15 protein-coding genes are annotated in these 17,927 nt (G+C 71.0%); 7 read left to right on the plus strand and 8 right to left on the minus strand.

Annotated features, from left to right (window positions below):
• Window positions 1-38 precede the first annotated feature (38 nt).
• On the plus strand, window positions 39-467 hold the full coding sequence (locus IE269_RS24055) for an SSI family serine proteinase inhibitor (protein ID WP_229898179.1): 429 nt from the start codon (window positions 39-41) through the stop codon (window positions 465-467).
• A gap of 151 nt (window positions 468-618) precedes the next feature.
• Here IE269_RS24055 and IE269_RS24060 read toward each other — a convergent pair whose 3' ends face one another.
• Window positions 619-1,446 (minus strand): LLM class F420-dependent oxidoreductase, encoded by an 828-nt coding sequence (locus IE269_RS24060; protein ID WP_189825195.1) that lies wholly within the window; start codon window positions 1,444-1,446, stop codon window positions 619-621.
• A 117-nt stretch (window positions 1,447-1,563) separates the two neighbouring features.
• Here IE269_RS24060 and IE269_RS24065 point away from each other — a divergent pair, with 117 nt between their 5' ends.
• Together IE269_RS24065 and IE269_RS24070 are read left to right on the plus strand one after the other, a co-directional pair.
• Window positions 1,564-1,902, plus strand: a complete 339-nt coding sequence (locus IE269_RS24065; protein WP_189825196.1) for a hypothetical protein — start codon at window positions 1,564-1,566, stop codon at window positions 1,900-1,902.
• 18 nt (window positions 1,903-1,920) lie between these two features.
• A complete protein-coding gene (locus IE269_RS24070; RefSeq protein WP_189825197.1) occupies window positions 1,921-3,414 on the plus strand; it encodes a CehA/McbA family metallohydrolase in 1,494 nt (497 codons plus the stop codon).
• Window positions 3,415-3,545: 131 nt separating this feature from the next.
• Here IE269_RS24070 and IE269_RS24075 read toward each other — a convergent pair whose 3' ends face one another.
• The 3 genes from IE269_RS24075 to IE269_RS24085 form a co-directional block, all read right to left on the minus strand.
• Complete coding sequence (locus IE269_RS24075) at window positions 3,546-5,144, minus strand: APC family permease (protein ID WP_189825198.1); 1,599 nt, start codon at window positions 5,142-5,144, stop codon at window positions 3,546-3,548.
• A gap of 287 nt (window positions 5,145-5,431) precedes the next feature.
• A complete protein-coding gene (locus IE269_RS24080; protein ID WP_189825199.1) occupies window positions 5,432-7,768 on the minus strand; it encodes a scabin-related ADP-ribosyltransferase in 2,337 nt (778 codons plus the stop codon).
• Between the two features lie 5 nt (window positions 7,769-7,773).
• On the minus strand, window positions 7,774-8,163 hold the full coding sequence (locus tag IE269_RS24085; RefSeq protein ID WP_189825200.1) for a hypothetical protein: 390 nt from the start codon (window positions 8,161-8,163) through the stop codon (window positions 7,774-7,776).
• A gap of 141 nt (window positions 8,164-8,304) precedes the next feature.
• Between IE269_RS24085 and IE269_RS24090 the strand changes: the two genes are divergently transcribed.
• A complete protein-coding gene (locus tag IE269_RS24090) occupies window positions 8,305-8,904 on the plus strand; it encodes a TetR/AcrR family transcriptional regulator (protein WP_189825201.1) in 600 nt (199 codons plus the stop codon).
• Window positions 8,905-8,958: 54 nt separating this feature from the next.
• On the opposite strand, the gene IE269_RS24095 is transcribed toward IE269_RS24090, so the two are convergent.
• A complete protein-coding gene (locus IE269_RS24095) occupies window positions 8,959-11,010 on the minus strand; it encodes a galactose-binding domain-containing protein (RefSeq protein WP_189825202.1) in 2,052 nt (683 codons plus the stop codon).
• A 513-nt stretch (window positions 11,011-11,523) separates the two neighbouring features.
• Window positions 11,524-11,688: a hypothetical protein gene (locus IE269_RS24100; RefSeq protein ID WP_229898180.1), complete on the minus strand. Its 165-nt coding sequence runs from the start codon at window positions 11,686-11,688 to the stop codon at window positions 11,524-11,526.
• Between the two features lie 190 nt (window positions 11,689-11,878).
• On the opposite strand from IE269_RS24100, the gene IE269_RS24105 reads away from it, so the two are divergent.
• From IE269_RS24105 to IE269_RS24115, 3 genes are all read left to right on the plus strand, one after another.
• Window positions 11,879-12,427: a GntR family transcriptional regulator gene (locus IE269_RS24105; protein ID WP_189825204.1), complete on the plus strand. Its 549-nt coding sequence runs from the start codon at window positions 11,879-11,881 to the stop codon at window positions 12,425-12,427.
• A complete protein-coding gene (locus IE269_RS24110; RefSeq protein ID WP_189825205.1) occupies window positions 12,424-13,203 on the plus strand; it encodes a GntR family transcriptional regulator in 780 nt (259 codons plus the stop codon). The genes IE269_RS24105 and IE269_RS24110 overlap by 4 nt, the downstream gene beginning before the upstream one ends.
• A gap of 371 nt (window positions 13,204-13,574) precedes the next feature.
• Window positions 13,575-14,411, plus strand: a complete 837-nt coding sequence (locus IE269_RS24115; protein WP_189825206.1) for a hypothetical protein — start codon at window positions 13,575-13,577, stop codon at window positions 14,409-14,411.
• Here the strand turns inward: IE269_RS24115 and IE269_RS24120 are convergent.
• Both IE269_RS24120 and IE269_RS24125 read right to left on the minus strand, forming a co-directional pair.
• Window positions 14,375-15,832 carry an aldehyde dehydrogenase family protein gene (locus IE269_RS24120; RefSeq protein ID WP_189825207.1) on the minus strand — a complete coding sequence of 486 codons (1,458 nt, stop codon included), beginning with the start codon at window positions 15,830-15,832 and terminating at the stop codon, window positions 14,375-14,377. The two genes, IE269_RS24115 and IE269_RS24120, sit on opposite strands and share 37 nt — an antisense overlap.
• Window positions 15,829-17,571, minus strand: a complete 1,743-nt coding sequence (locus IE269_RS24125) for an N-acyl-D-amino-acid deacylase family protein (RefSeq protein WP_189825208.1) — start codon at window positions 17,569-17,571, stop codon at window positions 15,829-15,831. Before IE269_RS24125 ends, IE269_RS24120 begins: the two co-directional genes overlap by 4 nt.
• Window positions 17,572-17,927 lie beyond the last annotated feature (356 nt).

Genomic DNA, 17,927 nt, shown 5'->3' on the forward strand with positions numbered 1-17,927 from the left:
GTGCGCCGGGGGCTCAGGCCGTGGGTGGGGGTGGGGGTGTGGACCGTCTCATCGTGACGGTGGCCGGGTCCGGGTACGTCACGCACGACGGGACGTGGGAGCTGGTCTGCCACCCGGCGGGCGGCACGCATCCGTGGCCCGAGATGGCCTGCGACCACCTGGACGGGATGCAGGGGGATCCCTTCGCCCCCGTGCCCGACGATGCCATGTGCACGGATCAGTACGGGGGGCCGGCCGTGGGGCGGATCACGGGGACGTGGAAGGGGCGGGAGGTGGATGCGGTGTACTCGCGGACGAACGGGTGCGAGATGGTGCGGTGGGACGGGATGGTGCCGGTGCTGCTGCACACGAAGGGGGCGGGGATGCCGTTGGCGTACCAGGATGTGCCGGGGCCGATGAGCGAGGTGTCCCCCGCATCGCTCGACCCGGCGGCGATCCCGGGGCTGGCCCCGGGGCTGGCCCACTGAGCCTGGGGCTGGGGGCGCTTCCCCGGGCGGGGAGCGTTCGGCTCTGCCCCGCCTGGGCAGGGGTCCCCAGCCCCGCCCCTTCACCTAAAGCGCTTGGCCGCGCGGCGGAGTGGGTGGCTGGTCGCGCAGTTCCCCGCGCCCCTGAAGGGGCTTACAGGTACGTGGCGTAGTCGTCCAGGACCGTCAGGACTTCCGGCTCCGGCGACGGGGGGAGTTGGAGGACGACCTCCTCCACGCCCAGTTCCGCGTAGTGGTCGAGTTTGCCCGTGCTAGGGAGGACCGCGTACGGGACCACCTGGAGGGACTTGGGGTCGCGGCCCGCGTCCTCCCAGGCGCGGCGCAGGACCGGGATCGACTCCGTCAGGCCGCGGCCGCCGATCGGCATCCAGCCGTCCGCGTACGCCGCGATGTCCGCGAAGAGGCGGGGGCCCGCCGCCCCGCCGATGAGGATGCGCGGGGCGCCGCCGGACGGTTTCGGGTGGGCCTCGCTGGCGCGGACCGAGCCGAACTCGCCGTCGTAGGCGGTGGGTTCGGGGGACCACAGGGCCCGCATCAGGGCGACACGATCCTTGCCCAGGTCGCGGCGGGTGCGCCAGTCCACCCCGTGGTCCGCCGCCTCCTCCTTGTTCCAGCCGAAGCCCAGGCCCAGCGTGAAACGGCCGCCGGAGAGGTGGTCCAGGGTCGCCACCTGCTTGGCGAGGTCGATCGGGTCGTGCTGGGTGATCAGGGTGATGCCGGTGCCGAGCGTCAGATGTTCCGTCACGGCTGACGCCTGGCCGAGGGCGACGAAGGGGTCGAGCGTGCGGCCGTACTCGCGCGGGAGGTCCCCTCCCCCGGGGTACGCCGTCTCGCGGCCCACCGGTATGTGCGTGTGCTCGGGGAGGTAGAGGCCGGCGAATCCGCGCGTCTCCAGCTCCCTGGCCAGGCGTACCGGCGTGATCGTCTCGTCGGTCAGGAAGATCGTCGTCGAAATCCGCATGGAAACTCCTCCGTCGGGCACCTGTTGGCCGATTCACGCTAAGGCGTACCGTGCCGAAAGCCGAGGGTCCGCAAGGGCCCCGATCCCCACCCGTTCCGTACGGGAAGGCTCCCCACCATGCGCATCCGCACCAGGACCACCACCACCTTCCTCCTCGCGGGCACCCTCTTCCTGGGTGCGCCCGCCCTCTCCCTCTCGTCGGCCTCGGCCGCGCCCCGGACGGCGACGGCGGTGTCGGCAGCCACGTCCGCTTCCGCGTCCGTCACCGTGAAGGGCGTCCACAGCCAGGCCGCCGCGTCCGTCCACGCCGCCGATTCCCTCGCCAAGCCGAAGAAAAAGAAGAAGACGAAGTCGAAGATCGGCAAGCTGCTCGGGATCGTCATCGGGGTCGTCGTCGTGATCCTGGTCGTGCTCGTCATCCTCTATCTGCTGCGCCGCAACCGCCGGTCCACCTGAGCGGTCCACCCTCGCCCCATGACGGAGTCGACGGAACCGAGGGAGCAACACGCCTCCAGGCGTGCCCTGTTCACCGCCGGGGCGGCGGCCGTGCTCACGCTCGCGCCGATGAGCTTCGCCCGGGCGGAGGGCGGCGGCCCGGTGACACGCACCGTGCGCGGCACGCTGCCTCCGGGTGCGCCCGACTTCGTACACCTGCCGGTGGAAGTGCCGCGCGGGACACGGGAGTTGCGTGTCTCGTACGCGTACGAACGGCCGCCCTCCCCGCCCGGTGTCCCCGGCAACGCGCTCGACATCGGGCTCTTCGACGAGCGGGGCACGGCGCTGGGCGGGCGGGGGTTCCGGGGGTGGTCGGGCGGGGCGCGGAGCGAGTTCTTCGTACGGGGGGACGCGGCAACGCCCGGATATCTGCCGGGGCCCGTGCGGGCGGGGGTGTGGCACGTCGCCCTCGCCCCGTACACGGTCGCGCCGCAGGGGCTGTCGTACGAGGTGGCCGTGACCCTCGTGCCGGGACCGGCCGCCCGTACGCCCCGGCCCGTGTATCCGCCCTCGCGGGCGAAGGGGCGGGGGCGGGCCTGGTACCGGGGTGACTGCCATCTGCACTCCGTGCACTCCGACGGCCGCCGCACCCCTGCGGAGATCGCGGCGCTGGCGCGGGCGGCCGGGCTCGACTTCATCACGACGACGGAGCACAACACGCCCTCCGGGCACGGGAGTTGGAGCGGGCTGTGGGGCGACGACCTGCTCGTGCTCACCGGCGAGGAGGTCACCACCCGCAACGGGCACGTGCTGGCGCTGGGGACGGATCCGGGTACGCACACGGACTGGCGGTACCGGGCCCGCGACAACCGCTTCGGCCGGTTCGCACGGGAGATCCGGCGGGCCGGGGGTCTGGTGGTCCCGGCCCATCCGCACGCCACGTGTCTGGGGTGCGGGTGGCAGTTCGGGTTCGCGGAGGCGGATGCGGTGGAGGTGTGGAACGGGCCGTACACGCCGGACGACGAGGTGTCCCTCCAGGCGTGGGACAAGACCCTGGCAGCCGGTGCCGGGCGCTGGACCCCCGCCATGGGCAACAGCGACGCCCACCGGGACCCCGACCGGGTCGGGCTCCCGCAGACCGTCGTCCTCGCGGACTCGCTCTCGCGGGCGGCGATTCTGGAGGGGATACGGGCCGGGCGGTCGTACGTCGCCGAGTCCTCGGGGGTGGAGGTGGGGCTGACCGCGACCGATGCGCGGGGGCGGGGCGCCACGCTGGGCGGGCGGCTGGTGGTCGCGCCCGACTCGCCGGTCGTGGTGCGGCTGAGGGTGTCGGGGGCGGCCTCCGACTGCACGGTCCACCTGGTCACCGATCAGGGGACGGTCCGGAGTGGCCCGGCCGGGGCCCCGCTGGAGTGGACCACCACGTCCTCGTACGCCTCCTACATCCGCGCAGAGCTCCGCCACCCGCCGACGGTCCCGGGCCTCCCGGGCCCCCTCGCCGCTTTCACCAACCCCATCTTCCTGACGAGCTGATCAACCGTGCCCCTTTAGGGGCGCGGAAGCGCAAAGCCCCGTCGCGCCCGCGCGGCGGAGCCGCACATCGAAACAGCCCCGCGCCCCTAAAGGGGCACGGAAGCGCAAAGCCCCGCCCCGCACCCCACCCCTCAGTCCTGGACCACCAACGCCGGCGTCTCCTTCGTCAGGACCTCGCCCCGGAAGAAGGCCGGGCTGCGGCGCTGCATCACCAGCATGATGGCGAAGCCGACGACGAGGAGGCCGACGCCGATGACGAAGACGGAGCCCACGCCGAAGACGGACGAGCCGCTGCCGTACGCCGGGTCCCACATGTCGTACAGGGTCTTGAAGAAGACGGCAGTCAGGAGCAGCCCGCCCAGGATCGGGAAGACGCCCTTGAAGAGCGCGTCGCGGACCGACGAGGTGAGGTCGCGGCGGAAGTACCAGGCGCAGGCGAAGGAGGTGAGGGCGTAGTAGAAGCAGATCATGAGGCCGAGGGCGTAGATCGTGTCGACCAGGACGTGCTCGCTGACCAGGGTCATGACCGTGTAGAAGATGCCGGTCGCCACGCCCGCGTGGACCGTCGCCCGCCCCGGGCTCTTGAAGCGCGGGTGGACGCGCGAGTAGGAGGCCGGGAGGGCCTCGTACGCCGACATGGCGAGGACCGTGCGGGCGACCGGGATGAAGGTCGTCTGGAGGCTCGCGGTGGCGGAGGCCAGGACCGCGACGAAGAGGGCGATGCCGAGGACGGGGCCCATGACCGGGCCTGCCAGGGCGGCGAAGACGTTGTCGGAGGTGTCCGGGTTGCCGAGGCCGAGGCCCTTGTCGCCGGAGCCCACGGCCATCTGCGCGGCCACGGCGGTGGCCAGGTAGGAGCCGACCAGGACGACCATCGCGATGAGTGCCGCACGGCCGGGGGTCTTCTCGCTGCCGGTGGTCTCCTCGTTGGCGGTGAGACAGGCGTCCCAGCCCCAGTACATGAAGATCGAGAGGGAGAGCCCCGCGGTGAAGGCGGCGAAGGAGCCCACCGAGAAGGGGTTGAACCAGGACCAGGAGAAGTCCAGGCCGCCCGCGAACTCGGGAAGGTCGCTGCCCGCCTTGGTGAAGGCCATGACGACGAAGACGGCAAGGACAGCCAGCTGGAGGCCGACGAGGGCGTACTGGACGCCCTTGGTCGCCGTCATGCCGCGGTAGCTGACGAGGGTCGCGATGGCGATCAGGGCGAGGCAGGTCAGGATGTGGACCGGTTTGTTGTCCTCGAGGGCCGCCACCTTCTCGCTGCCCGTGAGCTCGCCCGCCAGGAGCCAGAAGTAGGACGTGGCGACGCCTGCGAGGTTGGAGAGGACGATGATCGTCGCGACGACCAGGCCCCAGCCGCACATCCAGCCGACGCGCGGACCGAAGGCCTTCACGGTCCAGGTGAAGGAGGTGCCGCAGTCCGGCATGACCGTGTTCAGCTCGCGGTACGCGAAGGCCACCAGCAGCATCGGCAGGAACCCGGCGAGGAAGATCGCGGGCATCTGGAGGCCGACCTCGCCGGCCGTGGAGCCGAGGGTGGAGGTCAGGCAGTAGACGGGGGCGACGGTGGAAATACCGATGACGGCGCTGCCGAGGAGGCCGACGGAGTTCCCGCCGAGCCCCTTGTTGCGTACGCCGTCGCCGGATGTGTGCAGGGCTGCCCCCTCGGGCCCCTGCGCGACGCCCCTTACCGGGTCTCCGGCCTGCGGGTTTGTTTCCACCTGTGTCATGAAAGGGACGTTAGATCCTGCGGTTTCCACATCCGGAGGATGAAAGTCCGGTTCAAGATCCTTGAGTTGAGGGGGTTGGTGTCCCTTTTTGCGTGAGGTTCTCGGGGGTGTTGGCGGGCGTACACCTTCGGAATGGAGGCCGGGGGGCGCGTAGGTGGGTTGCGGAAACCGTAGGTCCGCCCGGTATGCCCGGTTTCAAAATTTCCCGTGACGCGGGGTGACGTGGGGTGACACGCGGCAGGGCCCGTCGGAAGCGCACTCCGGCGGGCCCTGCTCCGTACGAAAACTCAGCCCGTCACCTGCCCCGTCGACCTGACCCACACCAGCGTTCCGCCCTGGAAGCGCTGGCGCCAGTTGCCGCCGCCCGCCGGTTCCTCGTCGCCGACCGGCATCCCGAGCCTGCCCGCCTCGGCGCCCAGGGAGCGGTGGCGGGTGCCGATGCCGCCCCACACCGCGTGCGTACCGGTCGTACGGGACCAGTACAGGAAGCCCCCGTCGAACTGCTGGACCACCCCGCCCGTACGCGCCCGCGCCGGGCGGTGCGAGCCGACCGTGCAGCCGAGGCGTCCGGTGGCTCCGCCCAGTGCGTCCCACTTCGCGGCGAAGGCGCCGGCCGGGGCGAGGCAGGTGCGGACCTGGCCGGTCCGCCTGACCCAGATCAGGGTTCCGCCCTGGAAGCGCTGGAGCCAGTCGCCGTTGCCGCGGGGCTCCTCGTCACCGACGGGGAGGCCAAGGTATCCGGCCTCCGCGCCCAGCGACCGGTAGCGGGTGCCGATGGCGCTCCACACCGGGTGCGTGCCGGTCGTACGGGACCAGTACAGGAAGCCGCCCTCGAACTGCTGGACCACGCCGCCGCTCTGCGCGCGGGCGGGCCGGTACGTGCCCACCATGCAGCGGAGCTTGCTCCTGCCGCCGCCGACCTCGTACCACTTCTGCGTGAAGGCCCCCTCGGGGACGCGCTTGCACGGGGCGGAGGAGACGATTCCGGCGGTGCGGCTCCAGTAGACCGTGCCGCCCTGGAAGTCCTGCCGCCAGCCGCCCGGCACCGCGTACTCGGGGGTGGTGGGCAGACCGAGCGGGCCGTTCTCCGCGCCTGTGTCCCGGTACCGCTTGCCGATCGCGCCGGTGGCCCACACCGGGAACACCGCGTCGCGGCCCGCGCCCGCCGCCCAGTAGAGGCGCCCGCCCTGGAAGTCCTGCCGGGAGCCGCCCTTCACCTTGCGCTCGTCGCTGACGGGGAGCTTCAGGCGGCCCCTGTGCGAGTCGAGCCAGCGGTACCACTCGCCGATCGCGTCCACCTCGGGGCGCACCCCGTAGACGGTGTTGCCGACCTTGTAGAGCGAGCCGCCCGCGAAGAGCTGGAGCGTGCCGCCGGGCACGGGCTGCGGGTCCGAGGTCGGGCAGCCGTACGAACCGGACGCGCCGCCCAACTGCGCCCACTTGCGCCCGAATTCACCGAGCGCCGTGCCGCAGAGGCGGGAGAGGGTGGTCTCCGTGCCATCGTTGAACAGGGCCGTGACCGCGACCCGTCCGGCGTGCTTCGCCGGGTCCAGGTCGGCCATGGCGGCGGGCCGCACGGTCGCGGCGGCGAGCGTGAGCCGGGTGGTGCCCACGGGGACGGTCGCCACCTGCCGCCAGGCGACGGTGTCCGAGCCCCGGACATACACCGCGTACGACGCCACCCGCCCGGCACCCTTCGCGGGAGCCTGCCAGGTCAGGGGCAGTTCGCCGTTGGCGGCGAGCGAGCCGCTCACCTTGCGGGGCGGCTCGGCGGCGTCGTAACAACTGCCGGGACGGAGAGGGACTTTGTCACTCAGGTCGGTGACGGCGCTGCGCCGCTTGGCCCCCAGCGTGTCCACCAGTCCGCCGAGGCCCTTCACGAACTCGATCGCGCCGAGCTTGTGGCAGGTCGCCCAGGGCTGGGCGCGCAGCGAGACGTACGGGTCGCGGGTCTTGAGCGCCCAGTTGCGGGTGACGGTGGGGATGGTGCCCCAGGGCATGTAGTACGGGTCCGGATCGGCGGCGTCGGCGGCGAGCGTGGCGGTGGCCGCGGACTTCGGGACGTTGAAGGCCCGGCCGTACGGGTCGGCGGCACGGCCGCCGACGGCCTGCACGCTCGTGCCCGGGGTATGGGGTCCGGTGCCGAAAAGGATGCTGACCTCGTTCGGGCCCGGCTTCTGGATCACCCCCTTGTAGCCGGGATTCACCCGGTATTCCAGGGGGATTTTCCAGACTCCCTTTCCGTTGTAGCGGAAAGCGCCCACGATGAATTCCGGCTTGATTCCGCCGACGAATGCGATCTCCGACTCGTGGTCCATCGCGTCGGTCTCCAGCATCGCGTCGACCGCGAGGCCGCCGGGCGCGTCCACGACGTACACCCACTGCCCGAAGATCTTCGGGTGGCGGGTGCGGTACGAGGTGCTGGAGAGGCCGCTGTTGGGGACCTGGACGCCGGGGCGCACCCGCAGCGAGCCGCCGGGGCCGAGCTCGGTGGGGTCCATGCCCGTACTGAACACGTGCTCGGGTGTGCGGTAGGCGCCGGAGCCGGGGCCGCCCGTGCCCCGGAACAGCAGGGCCTTGTCGTCGCGCCAGACGATCTTGCGGCCGGCGTTGTCGGAGGCCACGCGGGTCAGGTGGTGGCGCGCCAGTCCTTGTACCACTGCTTGCCGGTGATCTCCCGGGCCTTCGCGGCGGGCAGCTTCGCCACCCAGGGCGGTGTCTTGCCCCTGGTCGGCACGCACTCGCGGGGCAGCCCGGCGGGCGCGTGCTCGGGGGCGCCGGTGGGGAAGGCGCCGGGGGCGATGGCGGCGTATCCGGTGAGCGGGGGCGGGGGCGGGGTGGGGCCCGGGGCGGGGGCGGCCGGTCCCTTTTCGATGCCCGTCCCCTTTTCGACGCCCGTCCCCTTTTCGTCGCCCGTCTCCGCGAACGCGGAGGGAATTCCGGGTGCGAGAAGCGCAGCCGAGACGAGCAGAGCCGCGAATGCCGCCGTCTTTCGTCCCGCGTGACTACCGAATTTCATGCATGGCCTCCGTCGGCGCTCGAGCTGAGCCCATGCTCAACGGGTTCTCTGGTGATAAACGGTTGAACGCCACGTGTCGGCGGGGACCGCCCGTTCGGCCGAACGGATACCCTGGCGCACGATCCGGGGAGGGATGCAGCCATGGGGCGGATGCCTGCGGCGCAGCGGCGGCGCCAACTGGTCGAGGCGGCGATCCGGGCGATGGCCCGCGACGGTGTCGCGAAGACGACCACCCGGTCCGTGGTGGCGGAGGCCGGGGTGTCGCTGAGCGTCTTCCACTACTGCTTCGGCTCGAAGCAGGACCTCCTCGAAGCGGTCATGGACACCATCTCCGAGCACTCCGAGTCCGACGTGCTGGCCCGGCTCGCCCCGAGCCCCGGTTCCGCGCTGCGCACGACGATCCGGGCCGGCCTCCAGGCGTACTGGGACCACGTCCTGGCCCATCGCGGCGAACACATGCTGACGTACGAACTCACCCAGTACGCCCTGCGCGAGCCGGGTTACGAACACCTCGCGAGGCGGCAGTACGAGCGCTACCTGACCGCTCACCTCAAGGTGATCCGGCAGCTCGCCGAGGCCCTCGGCGTGGAGCTGACGGTGCCGGAGCCGACGGCCGCCCGCTACCTGGCGGCGCTGACCGACGGTCTGACCCTCAACTTCCTGGTCCTGGGCGACGAGGCGAAGGCGGCGGAGGTGCTGGACACGGTGGCGGACCAGATCCTGGGCCTGGTACGGCAGTAGCCCCCGCCATTCGGGGGCGGGGGCTACTGGCTCACTGGGTACGGGAGTTGAAGGTCACCCGGCGAAGACCGAGGCCTCCTTCACCGAGTACCCGTACTTGGTGGCGCGTGCCGTGCCGTACATACGGACGTAGCGGGCCTGCACCGGGGCGAACACGGCCGTGTCCAGCCCGCCGTCCGCCTTGTCCGTGCTCCACACGGACCGCCATGCCTTGCCGTCGTCCGAGACCTCGATGCGGTAGCCGCGGGCGTAGGCCTTCTCCCACTCCAGGGAGACCCGGCCGACGGTGCGGGTGGCGCCCAGGTCGACCTGGAGCCACTGCCCGTCGGACCAGTCGCTGGCCCAGCGGGTGCCGAGGTCGCCGTCCACGGCGCGTCCGGCGGCGAAGCTGGTGAAGGGGTTCCACTCGGCGGAGCTGGCGGAGGCCGGGGCTCCGGCGGCGAGGTTGGCGGAGGCCTTGTGGGTCTCGGTCGCCTTCCAGGTGGTGAGGTAGGACTCGGCGCCGCTCATCAGGTCCTGGACGGTGTCCTTGCCCGCCTGGCCCGCGCTGAGCCTGATCTGCTCGACCCAGTCGGGCACGGTGCCGACGTGGGCGGCGCCGTCGGTGTTGAAGTCCCAGGTGCGCTCGCCGGTCTTCTGGCGGTCGATGACGGAGCCGCCGTCGGCACTGCGGAAGGGGTACTTCACGGCGTTGGGGGCGTCCGGGCCGCCGGGGGCGGGCCAGCCGCCGACGCCGTTCATGTCGGTGCCGTAACCGAGGCCGACACCGTACTTCTGACGCAGCGGCCTGGTCCCCTCGGACTCCTTGGCGAAGCTGTCGGCGCTGGACATGTACGAGGCCTTGAAGCCGCCGAGGCGGTAGAGGCGCTCCAGCCAGCTGTCGTCCATCCAGCTGTGGCTGGACAGCACACCCGGGTAGTTCGCGGACTCCAGCAGATCAAGAGTCCGCGAGGCGGCCTTCACGCTCATGTGGTCGAGTTCGAGCATCATGTTGCGTTTCATGAGGCCCTTGACGGCGTACTCGCCGAGGCCGGTGAGGCCGCGGGTGTTGCACTTGCCGCCGTTGTCGGCGGGGACCTTGACGCCCGGGGGCAGCAGCTTGGTCACCTCGGCGGGGGCCTGGGCGTTCCCGGCCGGGTTGTCCTGCTGCGGACCCGCGCACTGCTCGGTGGCCCAGAACGTACCCGTGGACAGGAACTGCCCGATGTTCACGGCCGTACCGATGGTCCCGTTGTCCATCCGCACACCGCACAGCGCGTTGTCGAACTTGTGACAGAGGAACATGCTCCGCACCCCGAGCTTGTACAGCTCGTCGAGCCCCTTGTCGATGTCGTCCTTCCCGCACTGGGCGACGTCGAGGATCTGCTTGCACCCGAAGGGCTCGGAGGTCTCGACCCCGAGCACCACGGCCAGCTTCCCCTGCTCGGCGACCTTCCTGGCCTGCGCGGAGTCGGTGACGATACGGAAGAAGCCCTTGCCCGGGCCGCCGTAGATCTTGTCGACGTACGCCTGCATCTCGTACGTCTTGCGGGCCTGGAGCCGGATCGACTCCATCTCGTCGCACCCACGGTCGCGCGCATAGATCGAACACAACAACCCATTACTGACCAGGTCGTTGACGAGCACCCGCTGCCCGCCGCGCCAGGCGCGCTCCAGCCAGGCGTAGTAATTCTGCTGGTGGCTCAGGGAGTTGTGGGCGGGCCAGTCCTTGAAGGTGGGCCAGCCGACGGGGTCGTGGTGCCCGTCCGCGCCGCCCGTCACATTCTCGAAGAGCGCGAGCGCGCCGTCGGGGTAGTGCTCGGGGCAGTCCTTGAGGGCGGTGGCGACACCGGCCTCGTCGAAGGGCTTGCCGCAGATGATGCGGCCACCGAAGCCCTCGTTGGACATCACGTGGTTGTGGGCGTCGACGAATCCGCGCACCTTGCCCTGGGCGTCGGTGCCTTTGAAGGGTTCGCCGGTGACGTTGATCTGCGAGTCGGCGGCGGGCCGCGCGGTCGGCTCCCACCAGGGGCTGTCGGCGCCGGCGGCCTGTGGGGAGGCCACGCCGAGAGTCAGCAGGAGGGTCACGACTGCGGCGAAGAGGCCATGTCTGCGTTGGGGGGTCATCCGGGCTGCCTTCGGTCCGGGACGGTGACGCGCCGACTGACGACCTGTTGCTGTTACCGGTCGTTACTCGCGCGTAGGTCCCGTCGAGAATGACCTTCTGCTGACAGTCAGTCAAGGGTCCGGGACAAACGACCTGTTGGGTGTCGGGGGGCGAGTCTCACGGCCCCTCCCCCTGGCCGTACGAGGCCGCCCACTTGCCGCGCGAGAAGTGGCACACGCCCTCGGGCGTGATCTGTACGCGGCTGCCGTAGACCGGCAGCACCTTCACGGGTACGCCCCTCCCCTACTCGGCGGAGCCCCCACTCCGACCCTGCCCCCTGCACCGAGCGCACCGGCACAGCGGCCACGCCCCGCTCGGCACCGGCGCGAGCCGGTCCCCGCTCCGGAACACCTGCGTCTCGGGCCAGGTCCGCCCGCCGTCGCGGGACACCCGCATCGTCATCAACGGGTACGTGTCGTCAGACGCCGACAGGTGCCCGGCCCCCGGGCCGGAACCGGCACCGGCCGCCGGGGTCACCCCCGCTCCCCGTGCGGATGATTGCGCAGCTCGACATCCGCATCGGTGACCGCCGAGTGGTCGAACTCCTCCCGGGCCCGGTCCCGCTGCCGCACGAGCACGGCACAGACACCGCACCCCTCGGCGGGCTTCGGGGCCTCCAGCGGAAGCCCCAGGTGCACGGGCGGGCTCATTACTGTCGACGTCTGCTGCATACCTACCGCCCATCAAAGGTGGCTTCACGACAGCCCAACCTTACTGCTATTCACGAATAGTGGGAAGATTTAGCGAGAGGTCCCACTTAGGGTGAGGAGCGCCCGGTGCGAAGCTGTAAGGCGCGAGGGGATTCGCAGGCCGTACGGGAGGAACGCCGTGAGCAGCAGTAACGAGTGGACCAGCAGCACATCGACGCCGTACCTCGCGCCACGCACGAAGGGCCAGTCCGACGCGTGGTCCGCAGAGGCCGCCGCCACTGGACGCAGGGGTACGCAGACCATCGTTCAGGCAGGTGAAGCCCCGGCCCCGGAGCAGGTGGCGGAGCTGTTCGGCATCGTCGCCGGCGCACCCGTGGTCACGCGCCGCCGCATCATCCAACTGGACAGCAACCCGATCGAGTTGACCGACACCTTTTACCCGGCCGACATCGCCCTGGGCACTCGTCTGGCCGGAACGGCCAAGATCCGAGGCGGCGCAGTGACGCTGCTTGCCGAACTCGGGCACGTCGGTGTGCGTGTACGCGAGGAAGTCACCGCGCGCATGCCGGACGAGGCCGAGCGAGAGGCCCTCCGCATGGGCCCGGACGAGCCCGTGCTCCGGCTGACCCGCGTCACCCTGGACGCGGACGACCGGCCGATCCAGGTCGATGTGATGCTGATGCCCGCCCTCAGCCAGCGACTGCACTACGAGATCAGGATCGGATGACCGTGCCCCGCACCGACACCGCCGCCGCCGACCGCCGACCCCTCCACGAGCGGATCGCCGCCGACCTGCGCGACGAGATCATGAGCGGCGACCTGCCGCCGGGCGGCAAGCTGCCCTCGACCGCGCAGCTCAAGGAGCGGTTCGACGCGTCCAGCGCCACCGTGCAGAAGGCGCTCCAACTCCTCAAGGAGGAGGGGCTGGCCGTCGGCCGCGCAGGCTCGGCGGTCACCGTACGGGAGCACCGGCAGCGGACAATGCGGCCCGCCTCGTACATGGCCCCGGCCCCGGCGGGCGAACCGTACCGCTGGCTCACCGAAACCTCGAAGCTCGGGGCGAACCCGCACAGCACCCTCCTCGACGTGACCGAGACCGCACCCCCGGCCGACGTCGCCGCCCGCCTCGGCCTGGCGCAGGGCGAGACCGCCGTACTGCGCCGCCAACTCCTCACCCTGGACGACGAACCGGTGGAACTGGTCGCCTCCTACTACCCCGCCGACATCGCCCGGGGCACCCCCATCGCCGAGCGCTGCAAGATCCGGGGCGGCACCCCCGCCCTGCTCGCCGAACTGGGCTTCCCGCCCCGTCTGAGCATCGACCACGTCTCGGCCCGTGTCCCCACCCAGGACCAGGCCACCGCCCTGCGCCTCCCCGGCAACCTTCCGGTCCTGCGCACCCTGCGCGTGGTCCTCAGCGACGCGGAACGCCCCATCGAGGCAACCGTGATGGTCAAGGCGGGACACCTCTACGAGCTCCAGTACGAGTTCACACCGGAGTAGGCCCTCACACCGCACCGGGCCCGCGAGATTCGAGAATCCAGGGTCGAGCGGCATTCTCTGGGGAACGGATGGTGAGGCTTTACCCGACCACCCACCCCGGTCGCGGGCGGGCGCGTACACGTGCGCGCGATGGGCCCTCGTGCGGCCCGCGTGCGGCCCAACTCCCGTACGGCTGACGCGATATGACTATTTGTGACCGTGTCGCGACCATGGGTTGCGGACGTGTACGGTGCGTCTCAACAGATCGGCCCCCGTGGGTGCTAGCCCGCACCACACGGAGGCCTGACCACCGCGATACAAGCCTTACAGGAGGCGATCAGCTAATGGCTGTTGAGCAGCTTAGTCCTGCCCCGCACGCTCCCGCACACCCCATGGCCGTAACCGGCTTCGGAAAGCAGTCCGCGCCCGACCAAGAGCCGCGCCACCAGACCTCGTTCGCGCACCTCCCGCCCCGTGAAGCGGGCATCGCCGAGTACATCGACCGGCTGCCCGACGGGTCCGACATCAGCATCAAGACCCTCGCCCGCGAGATCGCCGCCCACGGCCAGACCGCGATCGCCTCCGCCCTGCGCAACCTCGCAGAAGCCGGTCACCTGCGGCGATTCCGGGAAGCACTGTGGGGCCAGGACAACACCGTGCGGTGGGTGCAACGTACGTACTTCACACGGACAGCGAGGCCGGACGCCTGGTGGCGGTCATTCGTATGCGGCGAGAGCACGGAGAACCAGATCCCCGAGAAGGAGGAGGCCGAGGAGCGGGCGTACGTCGCCCTCGCCCGCCTCGCGCACCGGGTACCGGAGTTGACGCTGTCCGAGAACGCCTGCCGGGAACTGGTGCCGTACGCCGCCGAGTGGTTCCGGCGGGGCGCCTCCGAGGAGCGGCTGATGAACACCGTGGCGCTGCTGCTGCCGAAGGTCGTGCACAGCCCCTTCGCCTTCGTGCAGGCCAAGCTGATCAAGCAACTGCCGCCGCCACTGCCCGCACCCCGCCAGGGCGTGCTCATCATGGAGTGCGCCGAGTGCGGCACACCCGGAGCCCCCGCCGCACTGCCCGGCGGCCTCTGCCGCCCGTGCCGCAGCCAGCCCTACGTACCGCAGCAGCGCGGCCTGCCCCCTGAGGTCGTGCACGGAAAGGCTGCCCGCATCCGCCACGACCTCCGGGAAGCCGCAGGTCAGCCCGGCCAGACCACCGATTGGAGCTCGCTGTAGGCGTGCAGGGCGTAGGAGCCCACGTCGCGGCCCACTCCGCTCTGTTTGAAGCCGCCGAAGGGGGCCTCCATGTTGCGGCCGATGGTGTTGACGCCGACGCCGCCTGCGCGGAGGCGGCGGGCGATGCGGAAGGCACGCGAGACGTCGCCCGACCAGACGTAGTCGATCAGGCCGTAGTCACTGTCGTTGGCGAGGGCGATTCCTTCTTCTTCGTCGTCGAAGGGGACGACCACGACGACCGGGCCGAAGATTTCCTCGCGGACGATCCGCATGTCGTTGGTGCAGTCGGCGAAGAGGGTGGGGGAGATGTAGAAGCCCCGGTCCAGGGGCGGGCGTTCGCCGCCTGCGACCAGGCGGGCGCCCTCCTTCTTGCCCAGCTCGATGTACGACTCGACACGGTCGCGGTGGGCGGCGGAGATGACCGGGCCGACGACGGTGCCGGGTGCGGTCGGGTCGCCGACCTTCATGTAGCCGATGTAGGCCTGGAGCTTCTCCAACAGGGGTTCGTAGACGGCGCGTTGGGCGAGGACGCGGGTCGGAGCCGTGCAGATCTGGCCGCTGTAGAAGGAGAAGGTGGTGCCGATTCCCATGGCCGCCGAGTCGAGGTCCGCGTCGTCGAGGACGAGGGCCGCGCCCTTGCCGCCCAGTTCCATCAGCTGGCGTTTCATGCCTCGGCCGCAGACCTCCGCGATGCGGCGGCCGACGTCCGTGCTGCCGGTGAAGCTCACCATGTCGACGTCCGGGGAGTCGACGGCCGCCTCGCCGACGGCGACCGCCCGGCCGTTGACGACGTTGAGGACGCCGGGCGGCAGGCCCGCCTCGGTCAGTGCTTCGGCCATGCGGAAGACGGAGAGGGGGTCCTGCGGGGCGGGCTTGACCAGGACCGTGTTGCCCATGGCGAGGGCGGGAGCGATCTTGCCGGAGGGGTTGGCCCAGGGGTTGTTGTAGGAGGTGATGCAGGTGACGACGCCGACCGGCTGGCGCACTTCGAGCGCGCCGAAGATGCCCGCCTTGCCCATCGGGCCCGCTTCGTTGATCTGCGGCGGGATCGCGGTCTCGGTCGGCTCCAGCGCGCCCTTCGCGTAGCGACGGAAGCGGGCCTCGCCGACGGCGACCTGCATGCCGCGTGCGGTGCCGGTGGTGGCTCCGGTCTCGGCCTGGGCGAGCGTCGTGTACGGGTCCGACTCGCGGCGGATGATGTCGGCGGCCCGGTCGAGGATGGCCGCGCGCTCTTCGGGGCGGGTCCGGGACCAGGTGGTGAAGGCCTCGCGGGCGGCGGCTGCGGCCTCGTACACCTGCTGTTTGCTCGCCTCGGGGGCGAGGCCGACGACTTCCTCGGTGGCGGGGTTGATGACTTCGTAGTGGCCGGAGGCGGGGGCTGTCCATTCTCCGTTGATCAACAGGCTCTGGGTGCGCGTCATGTGGTGCTCACCGTCCTCGTGTCGCGGCCGGAACGCAGGACCGTGCCCGGGACCGCGCCGGTTATCTGGTCGTTGCGGATCGTTTCGACGCCGTTGACGCGGACGCTGACGATGCCGATCGCCTTGGAGTCCAGGCGGGGGCTGTCGCCGGGGAGGTCGTGTACGAGGGTGGCGGGGCCCGCGTCGATGCGTTCCGGGTCGAAGAGGACCAGGTCGGCGTGGAAGCCCTCCTCGATACGGCCGCGTTCGCGCAGGCCGAAGAGCTGGGCGGGGTCGTCGGTGAGCATCTTCACCGCTGCTTCGAGCGGCAGGAGCTTGCGGCCGCGCAGGCAGTCGCCGAGGAAGCGGGTCGTGTACGGGGCCCCGCACATCCGGTCCAGGTGGGCGCCCGCGTCGGAGCCGCCCAGCATGACGTCCTCGTGGGTCCAGGTCTCGCGGCGCAGGGTCCAGGAGGCGGGGTCGTTGTCGGTGGGCATGGGCCACAGGACCGTACGGAGATCGTCGTTGGCGCAGATCTCGACGAGGCAGGCGAAGGGGTCCTGGCCGCGTTCGGCGGCGATGTCGTTGACGACGCGGCCGGAGAGGTTGTGGTTCGCGGTGCTGTAGGTGTCGCCGATGACGTAGCGGCCGAAGTCGGCGAGACGGCGGAAGACGCCCGCTTCCTTGGAGTTCGCGCGGCGGAGCATTTCGGTGCGGATGTCCGGGTCGCGGAGCTTGGTGATGCGTTCGGGGACGGGGAGGGAGAGGATTTCGCCCCAGCCGGGGATGAGGTTGAGGGCGCAGAAGGTGCCCAGCGACATGTTCATGGGGGTGAGGATCGGCATCGTGAGGGCGACGATGCGGCCGCCGGCCTTGCGGGCGCGTTCGCTGGGGAGGAGCTGGCGGGGGACGCGTTCGGGGACGGCGGCGTCGATGGTGAGGACGTTCCAGTTGAGGGGGCGGCCTGCGGTCGCGCTCATCTCGACGAAGAGGTCGATTTCGTCGTCGTCGAACTGGTCGAGGCAGCCCGCGACGATGGCCTCTATCTGGGTGCCTTCGTGTTCGCCGACTGCCTTGCTGAGCGCGAGGAGTTCGGCGGGGCGGGCGTGGCGGGAGGCGACCGGTTTGCCGTCGCCGTCGGAGTGGGTGGAGGACTGGGTGGTGGAGAAGCCCCAGGCTCCGGCGTCCATGGCGTCGTGCAACAGGCCCACTATCTCGGCGAGTTCGGCCTTGGTGGGCTGGCGGTCGGTGACCGCGTCGGGGCCCATGACGTAGCGGCGGAGCGCGCAGTGGCCGACCATGAAGCCCGCGTTGACGGCTATGCGGCCTTCGAGGGCGTCGAGGTATTCGGCGAAGGTCGACCAGGACCAGTCGACGCCCTCTTCGAGGGCGGCCAGGGCCATTCCCTCCACCTTGGACATCATGCGGCGCGTGTAGTCGGCGTCCTCGGGGCGGTCGGGGTGCAGGGGCGCGAGGGTGAAGCCGCAATTGCCGCCGGCGACGGTGGTGACGCCGTGGTTGAGGGAGGGGGTGGCGTAGGGGTCCCAGAAGAGCTGGGCGTCGTAGTGGGTGTGGGGGTCGACGAAGCCGGGGGCGAGGATGAGGCCGGTGGCGTCTTCCTCGCTACGGGCTTCCTCCTGGATCGAGCCCGGCTCGGCGATTGCTGCGATGCGGCCGTCGCGGATGCCGAGGTCGGCGGGGCGGGAGGGGGTGCCGGTGCCGTCGACGAGGGTGGCGTTGCGGATGAGGTGGTCGAGCATGGGGGTCCTTTCGGGGGGTCGTCTTTCTCTCGGGGGCGGCCCCGTGGGCCCCGAGGCCCGGGTGGGCTTTACGGGGTACGGCCTCGGGGCTTTACGGGGTGCGGCCCCGGGCCCCTGGGTTGGGGTACGGGGCCGGGGGCCGTGGGGGGCGTCGGGGTGGGGGTGGTGGGTGGCTGCGGCGGGGCCCGGGGTTGTGCCGCGCCCGGCACCGGGGTGTTTTCGCCCCAGCCCCGCCCCTTCACCTAAACCCTGCGGGGCTTCGTGGGGTGCTGTCCCAGACCGGGGCTACGCCCCTTGCCCCCTGCACGGCTTCGCCGCGCGTCCTCAAACGCCGGACGGGCTGAGATGCCTGACGT

Origin of the sequence: Streptomyces spiroverticillatus (assembly GCA_014650415.1) — a bacterium.
In the GTDB taxonomy this organism is placed as follows: domain Bacteria; phylum Actinomycetota; class Actinomycetes; order Streptomycetales; family Streptomycetaceae; genus Streptomyces; species Streptomyces spiroverticillatus.